We start from the raw sequence: 15,719 nt of genomic DNA on the forward strand, positions 1-15,719 counted from the left end.
GGAGCGCCTCGCCTACGCTCGCGACGTGCAGCCCACCGTGACGGAGACCCGTGCCCCCGAGACCGTCGACGAGGAGCCCGCGCGGCACGGAGCGTGGGGACGGTGGCTGCGGCGGTTCTCGGCGACCGGGCTGGTGCTCGCGCTGCTCTGGTTCTGCCTGTCGTTCACGCCCTCCCTCATCCCCCGGGCCTGGTACTACCAGGCCGTGATCTCGGGCGTCAGCGCGGTCGGCGGGTACGGCGTCGGGGCGTTCGTCGAGTGGTTCGCGCTCAAGGTCGGGCTGCGCCTGCGGTGGACGGCGCGCGCGAGACGGGTCGCGTGGTGGGTGCTCGCCGGGGCGACCGTCGTGCTCGTCCCGCTCTCCCTGATCCTCGGCGCCCGCCGCCAGATCGAGCTGCGGCACCTGTTCGGCATGTCCGAGGACGTCCCGGGGCGCGAGGTCGCCACGCTCGCGCTGGCGCTCGTCGTCGCGCTGCTCGTGCTCCAGACCGGGCGAGGGCTGCGCCGCGTCGCGCGCTGGGTCGCGCGGCTCGTCGGCCGGGTCGTGCCCGCCCCGGTCGCGCGGTTCGTGAGCGGCGTGGCGGTCGCGGTCGTCGTGGTGCTCGTGTTCAACGGCGTCGTCTGGTCGGGCGCGATGAGCGCGCTCAACTCGATCTACTCGGCCGCGAACGCCGACGTCGACCCCCGCCTGACGCCCCCGGCCCAGCCCGAGCGGTCCGGGTCGGCGGCGTCCCCCGAGACGTGGGACTCGCTGGGCGCGGAGGGCCGCAAGTTCGTCGTGTCCGGGCCGACGCTCGACGAGCTGACCGCGTTCGCCCAGGCGGGCGACGTCGTCGACCCCGCGGACGTGCGCGAGCCGATCCACGCCTACGCGGGCCTCGACCCCGACGGCGACCTCGACGCCACGGCGGCGCGCGTCGTCGACGAGCTCGACCGCACCGACGCCTGGGACCGGTCGGTCCTCGTCGTCGCGACGACCACCGGGACCGGCTGGGTGGACCCCGGCATGGTCGAGGCGCTCGAGCTCATGCACGGCGGCGACACCGCGATCGCGAGCATGCAGTACTCGTACCTCCCGAGCTGGATCAGCTTCGTCGGCGACCGCACGACCCCGCCCGCAGCCGGCAAGGCGCTGTTCGAGGCGGTGTACGCACGGTGGTCGCAGCTCCCCGAGGACGACCGCCCGCGCCTGGTCGCGTTCGGCATCTCGCTCGGGTCGTTCGGCATGCAGGGCGCGTTCAGCGGCGTGCAGGACGTCGAGGCGCGCTCCGACGGCGCGATGTTCACCGGCACGCCCGGCTTCACGCCGATGTGGCGCGAGCTCACCGACGCGCGCGACCCCGGGTCGCTCGAGTACGCGCCCGTGCTCGACGACGGCCGGCAGGTCCGGTGGGGCGACCCGGTCGCGACCGGGGTGGCCGACCTGTGGGGCCCCGGCCCGCGGTGGGACGAGCCGCGCGTCGTCTACCTGCAGCACGCGTCCGACGGCGTCACCTGGTGGGGCCCGGAGACGCTGTGGTCCGAGCCCGACTGGCTGCGCGAGCCGCGCGGCCCCGACGTCCTGGGCGACGTGCGGTGGTACCCGTTCGTCACGTTCTGGCAGCTCACGGGCGACCTGTTCGTCGCCGCGGCGTCGGACATCCCGCCCGGCCACGGCCACGTCTACAAGCTGGAGTACGCCGACGGCTTCGCCGCGCTGCACGCCCCCGACGGCTGGTCGGACGCCGACACCGCGCGCCTCAAGGCCGCGATGGACGCGCCGACCGAGGGCGGCTCGATCGGCTGACGCCCGCACTCACCGTGGGGCGTGGGACTCGAGGAACGCGTACACCTCCGTGGTGTCGACGCCGGGGAACGCGCCCGTCGGCATCGCGGCGAGCATCGACGCGTGCGGGCGGGCGCTCGGCCACGACTGCCCGGCCCACCGGTCCGAGAGCGCGTCGGGCGGGCGGCGGCAGCACGCGCCGTCGGGGCACCGGGAGACGAGGCGCTCGGTGGTGTCGCGGCCGAGGAACCACTTCACGTGCGCGAACGGCACGCCGACGCTCACGGAGAACTCGCCGTCGGCGGACGCCTGGACGCGCGACGTGCACCAGTAGGTGCCGCTCGGGGTGTCCGTGTACTGGCTGAACGGGCTGAGCCGGTCCTCCACGGCGAACACCGTGCGCGCGGTCCAGCTCCGGCACACGTACTGCCCCTCGACGGCGCCGAGCGGGTCCGCGGGGAAGCGGACGCCGTCGTTCTCGTACGCCTTGTGGATGACGCCCGACTCGTGGACCTTCATGAAGTGCACCGGGATGCCGAGGTGCTTCGTCGCGAGGTTCGTGAACCGGTGCGCCGCCGTCTCGTACGACACCGCGAACGCGTCGCGCAGGTCCTCGATCGAGATCTCGCGCGCGTCCTTCGCGGCCCGCAGCGCCTTGACCGCGTGCCGCTCCGGCAGCAGGAGCGCCGCGGCGAGGTAGTTGGCCTCCACTCGCTGGCGCAGGAACTCGCGGTAGTCGCGCGGCTCCGCGTGCCCGAGCACGTGCGGCGCGAGCGCCTGGAGCAGCGCCGACGTCGCGTTGGACCGCCCGCGCATCCCGTCGCTCGGCAGGTAGACGCGGTGGTGCCGCAGGTCGAGCACCGAGCGGGTCGAGTGCGGCAGGTCGCCCACGTAGTGCAGCGTGAACCCGAGGTGGGACGCGAGGTCCGCCGCGACGCGCTGGGGCAGCGGGCCGCCCGCGTGCCCGACGCCGTCGAGCAGCTCGGCCGCCGCGTCCTCGAGCTCCGGGAAGTAGTTGTCCTGCGCGCGCATGGTCGCGCGCAGCTCCGCGTTGGCGCGGCGCGCCTCCTCGGGCGTCGCGGCACGCTCGGTGTGCAGGCGCTGGAGCTCCCGCTCCAGCGCCACGATCGTCTCGAGCGCGTCCGTCGGCAGCGACTTGCCGACCCGGACCGGGCGCAGCCCGAGCGCGTCGAAGAGCGGCCCCCGCTGCGCGCGCTCCAGCTCGATCTCCAGGGCGTCCCGGCGCGACGGGGGCTCGGGCGAGAGCAGGTCGTCGAGGCTCGCGCCGAGCGCCCGCGCGACCGCCTGGAGCAGGGCGAACTTGGGCTCGCGCTTGCCGTTCTCCAGGAGGGACACCTGGGACGGTGCGCGGCCGATGGCGGCGCCGAGCTCGTCGAGCGTCATGCCTCGCGCGGTGCGCAGGTGCCGGATCCTGCGGCCGATCGTCAGGGCGTCGGGCTCGCTCTCGAGCGGGATTTCCGCATGTTCCGCGATTCCGGCCGGTCGCGTCGTCGGGATAGCCATGACTGAGAGTGACACGCGCCACTCCTTCCGCACAAGAGAAGAAGTGTGGTTCTTTCGCTCGATCTGGCTTGAGACGGGGTTGCCGGCGGGAGGAAGGTCGAAGCACGGACCTCGCCGAGGTCCACCGACCGGCCCGTCCGGTCCGCCCCGAGCGGACCGGCGCACCACCAGGAGGCACCCGTGAACAGGCCCACCATCGTCAGCCGCCGCTCCCCGTCCGAGTACGCGGGCGGCGCCCGTCCGCTCGGTGCCGTCGCGACGACGGCGGACGTCGCGGGCCGCACCCCGGGTCCCGCCGGGAGCGCCGGTCCCCGCCCCGGCGACCAGACCCAGACGGCGGCCGAGGTCGCCGAGCAGTGGGCGACCGACCCGCGCTGGGACGGGATCGAGCGCGACTACACGGCCGAGGACGTCGTCGCGCTGCGCGGCTCGGTGCGCGAGGAGCACACGCTCGCCCGCCGCGGCGCGGAGAAGCTCTGGGAGCAGATCCACACCGAGGAGTGGGTCGCCGCGCTCGGCGCGTTCACCGGCAACCAGGCCGTGCAGCAGGTGCGCGCCGGACTCAAGGCCATCTACCTGTCCGGGTGGCAGGTCGCGGCCGACGCCAACCTGTCCGGCCAGACGTACCCCGACCAGTCGCTCTACCCCGCCAACTCCGTGCCCGCCGTCGTGCGTCGCATCAACAACGCGCTCCTGCGGGCGGACCAGATCGAGACGGCGGAGCGTTCGGGGGCCGACGACGAGCCGCGCCGTGACTGGCTCGCGCCGATCGTCGCCGACGCCGAGGCCGGGTTCGGCGGCCCGCTCAACGCGTACGAGCTCATGCACTCGATGATCGCCGCGGGCGCAGCGGGCGTGCACTGGGAGGACCAGCTCGCGTCGGAGAAGAAGTGCGGCCACCTCGGCGGCAAGGTGCTGGTCCCCACGAGCCAGCACATCCGCACGCTCAACGCCGCGCGTCTCGCGGCCGACGTCGCGGGCGTGCCGTCGGTCATCATCGCCCGCACGGACTCGCTCGCCGCGGACCTGCTCACGTCCGACGTCGACGAGCGCGACCAGCCGTTCCTCACGGGCGAGCGCACGTCCGAGGGCTTCTACCGGGTGCGCCCGGGGCTCGACGCGGTCGTCGCGCGCGGCCTCGCGTACGCACCGTACTCCGACCTCATCTGGGTCGAGACGGGCGAGCCCGACCTCGAGCTCGCGCGCACGTTCGCCGAGACGATCCACGCGCAGTACCCGGACAAGAAGCTCGCCTACAACTGCTCGCCGTCGTTCAACTGGAAGAAGCACCTCGACGACGCCCAGATCGCGAGCTTCCAGAAGGAGCTCGCCGCGATGGGCTACGCGTTCCAGTTCATCACGCTGGCCGGCTTCCACGCCGTCTCGCACTCCATGTTCGAGCTTGCGCGCGGCTACGGCGAGCGCGCGATGTCCGCCTACGTCGAGCTCCAGGAGGCCGAGTTCGCCTCCGAGGCCGACGGCTACACCGCCACCCGCCACCAGCGGGAGGTCGGCACCGGCTACTTCGACCGGGTCGCCACGGCTCTCAACCCCGACGCCGCCACCCTCGCGCTCGCCGGGTCCACCGAGACCGCCCAGTTCCACTAAACCCTCCCCTCCCGCGAGAGAGAACCCGCGCGCCCGAGATAGAGCTCGCAGCGCTCTACCTCGAAGCTCGCGGTTCCATCTCGCGGGAGCACGACCTTCGGAGCACGCCATGACCACGCTGACCACGACCACCTCTCCCCCTCCGACGTCCCCCTCTGCGCCGAGCAGCCCGCGTGTCACCGGCACGCTGCGCGTCACGGGGACGCTGGGCGAGCGCTACCGCGAGATCCTCACGCCCGAGGCGCTCGACTTCCTCACGCTGCTGCACGACCGGTTCGTGGCCCGCCGTCACGAGCTGCTCATGGACCGCCAGCAGCGCCGGCAGGACGTCGCGGACGGGATCGACCCCGACTTCCGCGCCGCGACGCGGCCCGTGCGCGACGACCCGTCGTGGCGCGTCGCGGGCTCGGCCGGCGCGCCGGGCCTCGACGACCGCCGCGTCGAGATCACGGGCCCGACCGACCCCAAGATGACGATCAACGCCCTCAACTCCGGCGCCAAGGTGTGGCTCGCGGACGCCGAGGACGCCTCCAGCCCGACGTGGCGCAACGTCGTCGAGGGGCAGCTCGCGCTGCACGACGCGATCCGCGGCACGCTGACGCACACGACCGGCACGGGCGACCACCGCAAGGAGTACCGCCTGCGCTCGACGACGCTCACCGACCTGCCGACGATCGTGTTCCGCCCCCGCGGGTGGCACCTCATCGAGAAGCACATGCGGTACGTCGACCGGGCCGGGGTCAGCGTGTCGGCGTCGGCGTCGCTCGTGGACTTCGGGCTGTACGCGTTCCACAACGCGCGCGAGCTCGTCGAGCGCGGCCGCGGGCCGTACTTCTACCTGCCCAAGCTCGAGGGCTACCGCGAGGCCCGGCTGTGGAACGACGTGTTCGTGCTCGCCCAGGAGTACCTGGGGCTGCCGCAGGGCACGATCCGCGCCACCGTGCTCATCGAGACCCTGCCCGCCGCGTTCGAGATGGAGGAGATCCTCCACGAGCTGCGCGACCACTGCGCCGGGCTCAACGCCGGGCGGTGGGACTACCTGTTCTCCGTCATCAAGGCGTTCCGCACGCGCGGCGACTCCTACGTGCTGCCCGACCGCGCGCAGGTCACCATGACCGCCCCGTTCATGCGGGCGTACACCGAGCTGCTCGTCGCGACGTGCCACAAGCGCGGCGCGCACGCGATCGGGGGGATGAGCGCGTTCATCCCCGACCGGCGCCGGCCCGACGTCACCGAGCGCGCGTTCGAGCAGGTGCGCGCCGACAAGCGTCGCGAGGCGACCGACGGGTTCGACGGCACGTGGGTCGCGCACCCCGACCTCATCGAGGTCGCGCGCGGCGAGTTCGACGCGGTGCTGGGCGACCGCCCGCACCAGGTGTCGCGGCTGCGCGACGACGTCGAGGTGGGCCAGCACGAGCTGCTCGACATCGGCTCGGCACGGCGCGCCGGGGCGACCGTCACCGCCGCGGGGCTGCGGTCCAACGTCTCCGTCGGGGTGCGCTACCTCGAGTCGTGGCTGCGCGGCGTCGGGGCCGCCGCGATCGACCACCTCATGGAGGACGCGGCGACGGCCGAGATCTCGCGGTCGCAGGTCTGGCAGTGGATCGCGTCCGGCACGCGCACCGAGAACGGCGTGCCGATCACGCGCGACCGCGTCGAGGCGCTCCTCGCCGAGATCGTCGACGACCTGCCGCGCACGCCGGGCAACCGCATCGACGACGCGGCGAACGTGTTCCGTGCCGTCGCGCTCGCCGAGGACTTCCCGACGTTCCTCACCATCGGTGCCTACTCGCAGTTCCTGGTGGGCTCGGAGGTTGACCAGCCGTAGACCCCCGCCGAACACGACCTTGGTGTCGCTATCCGCGCGATAACGACACCAAGGTCGTTCTCGGGGGCGGGCGGCGTCGTGGTCGACCGTGGGGCCCCCGGGTCGCGTGGTGGCGGCGGGAGGTCGCGGTGTGGGAGCATCCGGCCACGCGCGGCGACACACCCGTCGTCCGGGCGCTCGCCCGCACGAGCCCGGAGCACCATGAGCAATCCCTTCGCGCCGCCGAACCAGTCGACGTCGGGTCCGTCCGGCCCGCCCCCGGCGGCTCCTGGATCACCCCCGCCTCCGCTCCCGGCGTCCGGGCACGCGGCCGCCCCGCCCGCCGCCGCACCGGTCCCCTTCTCGCCGGCACCTCCGCTGGCTCCTCCCGGGTACGGGCCCGCCCCGATCGGCCACGGCCCCGTCCCGCCGGGGGCCGCGCCGACAGGACCGCTCCCTCCGGGCCCAGGCCCGACGTACCCGGTCGCCGGGCTCCCCGGCCTGCCCCCGCCCGCCGCGCGCCGCGGGCTGTCGCGCACCGCCGTCGGGCTGATCGTCGGCGCGGCGTGCCTCGCCGTCGGCGGCGGCGTCGGCTTCGCGGCCGGGGTCGCGAGCGACGCGGGCAGGCAGATCGCCGACTGGTACACCGCGCCGACCGACGACTGGTCCGACGACGACTGGTCCGGCGAGGACTGGCCCGAGGGTGAGTGGGAGGGCTCCGGCACGCCCGACGACCCGTGGTTCTTCGACGGCTACACGATCGGCGGGGAGGAGTGGGAGGTCCTGCTCGACCCGCCCTACGAGGCGACGGCGGAGGTGCTCGCGCACAGCGACGTCAACGCCGCGCCGCCGGAGGGCACGGAGTACTGGATCGTGCCCGTGACCGCGACCTACTTCGGCCCGAGCTCCCAGGTCACCGTGTCGGGCGCGGTCGACCTGGGCTTCGTCGGCGACGACGGCGTCGTCGCCGACGGCCAGTGCGGCGCGGTGCCCGACGCGCTCGTCGGTACGGGCATCATCGGCACCGACGACACCGTGTCGGGCAACGTCTGCCTCGCGGTCCCGGCGGGCGCCGCCGGGCTGTGGACGCTCTCGCTCGAGGGCTACGAGCCCTGGTACCTCACGGCGGACGACCCGCTCGCGAGCTGACCGGCGTCCGAGGCGCGGGCGTCGCCGCGTTGCTGTGGTCGCCCTGCCCCTACCGTGCCAGAGTCTCCCCATGGCGCAGCCGCGGGAGACCCGATGAGCCTGCGGCCGGTGCGCGCCGTCCACGCCTGGTGGGACGGTGTCCGACCCGCTCCGGGGACGTTCTGGCGCTCGGCCGGCGCCGGTGTGCCGGGCGCCGTCGGCGGGGTTCCCGACGGCATGGCGACCGCGACGCTCGTCGGCGTCAACCCGATCCACGGCCTCTACGCGACGGCGATCGGCCGCATCGCGGGCGGCCTGACCGTCGACTCGCGCCTCATGATCGTCACGACGACGAGCGCCGCCGCCCTCGCCGCCGGCTCGGCGCTCGCGGGGGTCGACGGCGAGGACCGGCTCGCGGCGCTCATCCTCCTCACGACGCTCGCCGGGGCGTTCATGGTCGTCGCGGGGATCGTGGGGCTCGGCCGCCTGACGGGGTTCGTGTCCCACTCGGTGATGACGGGGTTCCTCACCGGGGTCTCGGTGAACATCCTCCTCGGGTAGCTCGACGACCTCACGGGCGCGGACCCGACGGCGTCGCTCGCCGTCGCGCAGGCGTACCAGGTGCTCCGCTCTCCCGGGACGTGGGACCTGCCGACGCTCGTGGTCGGCCTGGGTTCGGTCGTCCTGCTCCTCGTCCTCGGCCGGACGCGTCTCGCCCCGTACGCCGCGGTCGTCGCGCTGGTGGTGTCCGCCGTCGGGGTGTGGGCACTCGGCGCGACGTCCGTGCAGCTCGTCGGGGACGCGGGCGAGATCCCCGCCGGCCTGCCCTCCCTCGCGCTGCCCGACCTGGGCGTCGTCTCGGTCGACGTCGCCGTGGGCGCGCTCGCCGTGGCGGCCATCGTCCTCGTGCAGGGCGCGGGGGTCGCCGAGTCGGTCCCGAACCCCGGCGGGCGTTGCGCCGACCCGAACCGCAACTTCGTCGGGCAGGGCATCGCGAACCTCGCGGTGGGGTTCTTCCGCGGCATCCCGGTCGGAGGGTCGGTCGGCCAGACGGCCATCAGCACCTCCGCGGGGGCGCGCGACCGCTGGGCGGGGGTCATGTCCGGCGTGTGGGTGCTCGTCGTCCTCGTCGCGCTGTCCGGGCCGGTCGGGGCGGTCCCGTCGGCGACGCTCGCGGCGCTGCTCGCGGTCGCGTCGGTCGGGTCGATCCGGCTGTCGGCCATGGCGACGGCGTGGCGCACGGGCAGCCAGTCCCAGGTCGCGATGGCGACCACGTTCCTCGCGACCCTCCTCCTGCCCGTCGCGGCCGCGGTCGGCATCGGCGCCGCCCTGTCGATCCTGCTGCAGGCGAACCGCGAGTCCCAGGACCTGCGGATCGTCCGCCTCGTCCCCCTCGCGGAGGGCCGCTACCGCGAGGAGCCGGCGCCGGAGCGGCTCGACGACGGGACGGTCACCGTGCTCGACGTGTACGGGAGCCTGTTCTACGCCGGTGCCCGCTCGCTCGAGGCCGCGCTGCCGGAGCCCGCCGACGCGCACGACGCCGTCGTCGTGCTGCGGCTGCGCGGCCGCGCGAGCCTCGGCGCGACGGCCTTCACCGTCCTCGCGCACTACGCCGACCGGCTCGGCGAGGGCGGTGGCCGGCTGTACGTGAGCGGCGTCGACCCCGAGCTCGCGGAGAAGTTCGAGCACGTCATCGACGTCCGGCTGCACGAACGCATCGCGGTGTACCCGGCGCGGCCCGTGATCGGCGAGTCGACCGCAGACGCGACGCGGCACGCGGAGGCGTGGCTCGTGCGCGGCGTCGAGACGACCGAGATCCCCGTCGTGCGCCCGGACGGGGCGATGAAGCGGCTGTGGTCGCGCGTCCGGTCCGCGCTGCACCGCGACTGACCGGCTGCCGTCGCGGGGCCGTCTCTGAATCGTCGCCAAGCCGTCGCCAGGCCGTCGCGGGGCGGCTCGACGGCTCAGCCCGCGGCGGCGCCGCGCGCGTCGAACCGGTCCCGGTGGTCGCGGATGGTGGTCGTGTTCTCCATCGCCCACTCGACGAGCGCGAGCACGGGCGGCAGGAGGGTCGCGCCGAGGTCGGTCAGCGCGTAGTCGACGCGCGGCGGCACGACGGCGTGCACCGTGCGGCTCACGAGCCCGTCGCGCTCGAGCTGGCGCAGGTTGAGCGTGAGCATGCGCTGCGAGATCCCGTCGATGCCGTGCAGGAGCTCGGTGAACCGCTGCGGCCTGCCCGAGAGCATGCCCAGGATGAGGACGCTCCACTTGTCGCCGACCCGGTCGAGCACCGAGCGCACCTCGCTCGTGGCCTCGGCCGCGGCGCAGCCCCGGTCGGCCGGGATGCCGTGCCGCTCCGCGAGCTCGCGCACCCCGGGCACGTCCGTGCTCGGCGTCGTGGTCATGGGGTCTCCGTCTCCTCGGCGTGCGGCTCCGTGTGCCTCTCGCACACGGGTGTGCCTTGTGTAGCGCCGCCCATGGTTACCCATCATGTGCCCAGGCACAAAGAGTGACCGGCCACCCCGGGCCGTCGCCGCCTCCCCTCGAAGGACTCACGCATGAACGTCGCCCTGTGGATCGCCTCCGGTCTGCTCGCCCTCGCCTTCCTCGGCGCCGGGCTCATGAAGGCCCTGCGCCCGATCCCCGTGCTCCAGGAGCAGATGCGGTGGGTGACGCCGGAGCGCACCGCGGGCGTGCGCGCGATCGGCTGGCTCGAGGTCGCGGGCGCCGTCGGCGTGGTCCTCCCCTGGGCGCTCGGCGTCGCCCCGGTCCTCACCCCGGTCGCGGCGGTCGGGCTCGCGCTCACGCAGGTCGGCGCGATCCCGCTGCACGTCCGGCTCGGCGAGGCCAAGGCCGTGCCGGCGAACGTCGTGCTGCTCGCCCTCGCGGTGTTCGTCGCCGTGGGACGGTTCGCCGCGCTCTGAGCACTCAGCCCAGCGCGTGCACGAAGTCGACCCGCTGGGCCGCGAACCACGCCTCGTCGTCGCGGATGGCGTCCCCGACGCCGTCGTCCCACATGCGCTGCCAGCCGCCGCCCCGCGTCTGCGCCGCGTACCGCATCGCGTACCAGCTCCGCGCGAACCGCTGCGCCAGCACGTCGAGCAGCGCGAGCCGCTCCGAGCGGTCCAGCCCGTACGCCTCGGTGAGGATGCGCGCGCGGCGCGGCGCGTCCAGGTCCCGCAGGGCCTCCGGCCGCCTCTCGGGCGCGCTCACCGGCGCCCAGTAACGCAAGGTCGTCGCCACGTCGAGCAGGCGCGTGGTCGGCGCGGCGAGGTCGAAGTCGACCACGCCGACGAGCCGGTGCGGACCCTGCGGGTCCTCGCCGGCCGGGACGAACAGCGCGTTCTCCACCGTGAGGTCGTTGTGCCCGACGACGTCCGGCACGTCGAACACGTCCGGCACCTCCGGGAACTGCACCCGCTCGGGCCACGCGACGCCGTCGGGCAGGACGACGTCGCGCGACACGGCGTGCAGGTCGCGCTGCCACGTGCCGAGCTGGACGAGCACGTCCTCGTCGGCCGCCCAGGCGTGCGACGGCCGACCGCCCATCTCGCCCGGCAGGAACGTCACGACCTCCCGACCGTCGTCGTCGACACCGAGGAACCGCGGCGCGCGCTCGAAGCCCGCGCGCTCCAGGTGCAGCAGGTACGCCTCGACCGCGGGGCTGTGCGGGCCGCGCGGACGGCGGACCGTGTCACCGCGCCGGACGATCCCGTCCGACACGTCACCGCCCAGCAGGGGGACCTCGACGCCGTCCGCATCGTCGCGGTACGTGAGCAGATCGGTCATACCCGACACCCTCGCACGGGCACCGGCTCCCTGACCAGCGCTGCGACCACGCTGGAGACACAGGACGACAACTCAGCGAACGAGGCGCCAGGCACAACTCGCGTCATCGACCACACCGCGGTCCCGTAGCGCGCGGAGACGCCCCCGGACCGCCTCGGCCTCATCGGCCGGGAACCGTGCCAGCAGCGCTTCCTCCGGTACCCAGGTCGTGTAGAGGTCGGTGTAGTCGCAGCAGCGCTGCAGGGCACGGACGACCTCGAGCTGGTCGTCGTCGAGAAGACCGAACCGCTTCCAGAGCGCCAGCCCCCCGCCGGCGACGGTTCCGAGCCCACCTGTCGTCCCGGCGCTGAGCAGGTCGACGAGGAAGCCGACCACGACGGGCACGAGGCCGTCCCGGATCCCGTCCACGTGGATGTACATGCGCGTCCGCATGAACATCATGCCCATCTGACCTGGGGCGACCTCGGGCGACTCGGTGACCGTGCCCACCCTTCCGCCGACCTCCTTGAGGATCGAGAGCAGCTCGCGGGCGACGACCACCTCGTCGATCCTGCCCGGGTCGACGACCACTCCTGCGGAACCGAGCCAACGGCCCGGGTCGAAGTCGTCGACGAAGAATCCCTCAGCGGCCGCCGTCATGTCCCCTCCTCACGCCGCGTAGCGCGGCGCCATCGACTCCATCTGCTGCATGACGAGGACGATCGCCCCGGACTGCCGGTCCGGCGGGTACTTGTGCTTGATGAGCAACCGCTTGATCGACGACCGGAGCTTGGCCTTCACGTCGTCGCGGACGGTCCAGTCGGTCTTCACGTCGCGGCGCATCACGGCGACGAGGTCCCGGGCGATCTGCGCGAGGACGTCCTCGCCCTGCAGGTCGACCGCCGACTCGTTCGTCGACACGGCGTCGTAGAAGGCGAGCTCATCGCGGTTCAGCGGGGGTTCGAACCGCTGCCCGCGCGTCTCCTCCGCGGCCACCTCCCGTGCCATCTCCACGAGCGCGGCGATGACCTCGGCCGACGTGAGGTTGGAGTTCACGTACTTCGACATGATCGACTGGAGGCGCTCGGAGAACACCTGCTGCCGCACGAGGTTGCCGCGCGTGAGCCGCCTCGACTCCTCCGTGACGAGCCGGCGCAGCGCCTCGATGGTCAGCTGGGGGTTCGGCGCCGCCTGCGCGGTCGCGAGGAAGTCGTCGTCGATGCGGTCGAGCCGCGGGTGCTCGAGCCCGGCAGCGGAGTACACGTCGACGACCTCCCCGGACACCACCGCGGTCGCCATGAGCTGGTTGAGGAGACGCTGGACGTCGTCGGGCACGGGCTCGCCGCGAGCCTGGCGCTCCTCGGCGTCGAGCTTGCCCATCCAGACGCGGACCTGCTCGTAGAACCGCGCGTCGTCGGCAAGGTCCGTGACGGCGTCGGACCGACCGGCGATGGCCCAGGCCCTGGCGAGCGCCGCGGCCCGACGGCGGAACTCGGCTCCGCGCGACTCCTCGCCGTCTGCCGTGACGACGTTGCCGGGTGTGCGGGGGTCGCGCAACCACGCGACGGTCGCGAGAACCGTGTCGAGGTAGCCACGACGCGACCCTGCCGCGCTGGCGCTCGTCAGCAGTCCCCGCCATCCCGACGGGTCGACGAGCTCGCGCAGCCGTGCGACGAGGTCGGTCACCACCTCGGCCGCGTCGTCGACGGTGCGTCCGACCGGTCGCGCACCCTGGTCGCGCACGGTGTACTCCGCGAGCGCGGCGCGCAGGTTCTCCGCGATCGGTGCGGACGCGACGAGCAGGCCGGCGTTCTTGCCGCGGAACGTGCGGTTGACGCGGGCGAGCGTCTGCATGAGCAGCGCTCCACGCATGGGTCGGTCGAGGTAGAGCGTGTGCAGCGGGGGCGAGTCGTACCCGGTGAGCATCATGTCCTTGACGATGACCAGCTCCAGCTCGTCGTCGGGGTCCTTCAGACGCTTCTTGACGACGGCGTTCTCGGAGTCGCGACGGACGTGGTCGGCGATCGGCGGCTGGTCCGCCGCAGTACCGGAGTAGACGACCTTGATCCTCCCCGCGTGCAGGTCGTCGGAGTGCCAGTCGGGACGGAGCGCGACGATCTCGTCGTACAGCCGCGCGCAGATGTCGCGCGTCGCCGCGACGATCAGCGCCTTCCCCGGCGCGCCGCCCGCCACGGGTGCGCGAGCCTCGTCGGGCGTCGAGGCGCCGCGCACGAGCTCCTCCATCGCTCCACGACGTCGCTCCCAGTGCTGCACGACGTCGCCCGCGAGCTCACGCAGCCGGGCCGGCGCCCCGTACACGGCGTTGACGACGGCGACCGACTTCTCGATGCGGTCGCGCTCGACGTCGTCGAGACCGACGGTCGCCTCGTCCGCGGCGGCGTCGATCGTCTCCGCGTCGAGACCGTCCGCGAACGCGACCTTGACGAGCCGCGGCTCGAAGTAGACGGGCACCGTCGCACCGTCCTCGACGGCGCGCGTGAGGTCGTACACGTCGATGACGTCGCCGAAGACCTTCTCGGTGTTGCGGTCGGCGGTCGAGATCGGCGTGCCGGTGAACGCGATGAGCGTCGCGTTCGGCAGCGCGTTCTTCAGGTGCCACGCGTAGCCGTCGAGGTCGTCGTAGTGGGACCGGTGCGCCTCGTCGACGACGAGCACGACGTTGCGGCGGTCCGACAGCACGGGATGCTTGGCGCCCGCGTGCTTCTCCTCCGCGGTCAGGCCGAACTTCTGCAGCGTCGTGAAGTAGATGCCACCGGTCCTGCGCGACGCGAGCTCGTCGCGCAGCTCGGCCCTCCGCCGGATCTGCCGAGGGGTCTCGGTGAGCAGCCGCGAGCGCGCGAACGTCTCGTAGAGCTGGCCGTCGAGCTCGGTGCGGTCGGTGACGACGACGATGGTCGGGTTCGACAGCTTCGGGTGCCGCGCCACGTGGGCCGCGTAGAGCTCCATCTCCATGGACTTGCCGGAGCCCTGCGTGTGCCAGACGACGCCCGCGCGCCCGTCGGTCTCGACCGCCCGGATCGTCGCCTCGAGCGCTCGGCTCACCGCGAAGTACTGGTGCGGCTTGGCGACGCGCTTGGTGAGCCCGTCGTCGCCTTCGTCGAACGCCACGAACCCGCGCAGCAGCTGCACGAACCGCTGCGGGTTGAAGAGGCCGTCGAGCATCGTCTCGAGCGGCGACGAGAGGGTCACCTCACCCTCCGCGACGTCGTCCGTGATGCCGTCGACGGCGTGCCCGTCCCGGTCCGCCGCCTGGTCCGCGTCGGTGACCGGTGGGAGGGGCGCACCGGTCGGGCCGACGACACGCCCGTCGTCGTCCACGTTCCACGGCGAGTAGTGGTTGAGCGGCGTGAACGGCGTGCCGTACTTCGCGACGATCCCGTCGCTGATCACCGTGAGGACGCACGCGCGGAACGCCATGGGCAGCTCGCGCACGTACGTCGTGAGCTGCGCGTGCGCTGCGGCGACGTCGGCCCTCGCGGTCCCCGCGTCCTTGAGCTCCATGACCACGACCGGCAACCCGTTGAGGTACAGCACGATGTCGAAGCGACGCTCGACGTCGCCGTCGACCACGCGGACCTGGTTGACGACCAGCCACTCGTTCTCGTCCTCGCGCGAGGAGACGAGACGGATCGTCGGGGTCTGCTGACGCCCGTCCTCGACGTACGTGACGCCGCGGTACCCGTCGACGAGGACGTCGTGGACCCGCTTGTTCTCCGTGATCGCGTCCTGCGACGTCGGGCGGAGGATCTCGACGAGCGCCTGCTCGAGGTAGTCCCGCGGCACGTCCGGGTTGAGGCGTCGCAGCGCGGCGCGCACACGCGAGGGGATCACCACCTCGTCCCAGGACTCTCGCTGCGGCAGCGGCTCGCCACCCGTCGCGTACCCGGGGTGCCCGACGGCGGACGCCGCGCCGGGCGCGATCGCCGGCCCGTCGAGATGCTGCCAGCCGATCCCGGCGAGATGGTCGAGCGCGAGGTGCTCCCACTCGGCTTCGTTGCTGCGCACTGATCCTCCGTGGCGTCGGTGCCTGGCCAGTCTCGGTTACGTCCCGGTCGACGACTGGTCGTGAGACTACTGGCCGGTGGCTCGTCCTACGCC

Annotated in this window: 11 protein-coding genes and 1 pseudogene; 7 read left to right on the plus strand and 5 right to left on the minus strand. The window is 73.4% G+C overall.

Annotated features, from left to right (window positions below):
- The first annotated feature begins 25 nt into the window (after positions 1 to 25).
- Entirely contained in the window at positions 26 to 1,786 is a 1,761-nt protein-coding gene (locus ACZ402_RS09035) for an alpha/beta hydrolase (protein ID WP_375823036.1), read from the plus strand.
- A 9-nt stretch (positions 1,787 to 1,795) separates the two neighbouring features.
- Here ACZ402_RS09035 and ACZ402_RS09040 read toward each other — a convergent pair whose 3' ends face one another.
- Positions 1,796 to 3,289, minus strand: a complete 1,494-nt coding sequence (locus ACZ402_RS09040) for a helix-turn-helix domain-containing protein (RefSeq protein ID WP_375823037.1) — start codon at positions 3,287 to 3,289, stop codon at positions 1,796 to 1,798.
- Between the two features lie 180 nt (positions 3,290 to 3,469).
- On the opposite strand from ACZ402_RS09040, the gene aceA reads away from it, so the two are divergent.
- The 5 genes and pseudogenes from aceA (at position 3,470) to ACZ402_RS09065 (ending at position 9,722) form a co-directional block, all read left to right on the plus strand.
- Complete coding sequence (gene aceA, locus ACZ402_RS09045) at positions 3,470 to 4,897, plus strand: isocitrate lyase (protein ID WP_375823038.1); 1,428 nt, start codon at positions 3,470 to 3,472, stop codon at positions 4,895 to 4,897.
- 109 nt (positions 4,898 to 5,006) lie between these two features.
- Positions 5,007 to 6,725: a malate synthase A gene (aceB, locus tag ACZ402_RS09050; protein ID WP_375823039.1), complete on the plus strand. Its 1,719-nt coding sequence runs from the start codon at positions 5,007 to 5,009 to the stop codon at positions 6,723 to 6,725.
- A 201-nt stretch (positions 6,726 to 6,926) separates the two neighbouring features.
- Positions 6,927 to 7,853: a hypothetical protein gene (locus ACZ402_RS09055; RefSeq protein ID WP_375823040.1), complete on the plus strand. Its 927-nt coding sequence runs from the start codon at positions 6,927 to 6,929 to the stop codon at positions 7,851 to 7,853.
- Positions 7,854 to 7,946: 93 nt separating this feature from the next.
- A pseudogene (locus ACZ402_RS09060) lies at positions 7,947 to 9,068 on the plus strand (SulP family inorganic anion transporter); the annotation flags it as partial.
- Positions 9,069 to 9,095: 27 nt separating this feature from the next.
- Positions 9,096 to 9,722 carry an STAS domain-containing protein gene (locus ACZ402_RS09065; protein WP_375823172.1) on the plus strand — a complete coding sequence of 209 codons (627 nt, stop codon included), beginning with the start codon at positions 9,096 to 9,098 and terminating at the stop codon, positions 9,720 to 9,722.
- Between the two features lie 74 nt (positions 9,723 to 9,796).
- On the opposite strand, the gene ACZ402_RS09070 is transcribed toward ACZ402_RS09065, so the two are convergent.
- On the minus strand, positions 9,797 to 10,237 hold the full coding sequence (locus ACZ402_RS09070; protein ID WP_375823041.1) for a winged helix-turn-helix transcriptional regulator: 441 nt from the start codon (positions 10,235 to 10,237) through the stop codon (positions 9,797 to 9,799).
- 153 nt (positions 10,238 to 10,390) lie between these two features.
- Between ACZ402_RS09070 and ACZ402_RS09075 the strand changes: the two genes are divergently transcribed.
- On the plus strand, positions 10,391 to 10,756 hold the full coding sequence (locus ACZ402_RS09075; protein ID WP_375823042.1) for a DoxX family protein: 366 nt from the start codon (positions 10,391 to 10,393) through the stop codon (positions 10,754 to 10,756).
- Positions 10,757 to 10,760: 4 nt separating this feature from the next.
- On the opposite strand, the gene ACZ402_RS09080 is transcribed toward ACZ402_RS09075, so the two are convergent.
- The 3 genes from ACZ402_RS09080 to ACZ402_RS09090 all read right to left on the minus strand — a co-directional run bounded on the left by ACZ402_RS09080 (position 10,761) and on the right by ACZ402_RS09090 (position 15,626).
- On the minus strand, positions 10,761 to 11,621 hold the full coding sequence (locus ACZ402_RS09080; RefSeq protein ID WP_375823043.1) for a phosphotransferase: 861 nt from the start codon (positions 11,619 to 11,621) through the stop codon (positions 10,761 to 10,763).
- A 72-nt stretch (positions 11,622 to 11,693) separates the two neighbouring features.
- Positions 11,694 to 12,260, minus strand: a complete 567-nt coding sequence (locus ACZ402_RS09085) for a hypothetical protein (protein WP_375823044.1) — start codon at positions 12,258 to 12,260, stop codon at positions 11,694 to 11,696.
- Positions 12,261 to 12,269: 9 nt separating this feature from the next.
- Positions 12,270 to 15,626 carry a type I restriction endonuclease subunit R gene (locus ACZ402_RS09090; RefSeq protein WP_375823045.1) on the minus strand — a complete coding sequence of 1,119 codons (3,357 nt, stop codon included), beginning with the start codon at positions 15,624 to 15,626 and terminating at the stop codon, positions 12,270 to 12,272.
- Positions 15,627 to 15,719 lie beyond the last annotated feature (93 nt).

This window comes from Cellulosimicrobium sp. NPDC030954, from assembly GCF_055571305.1.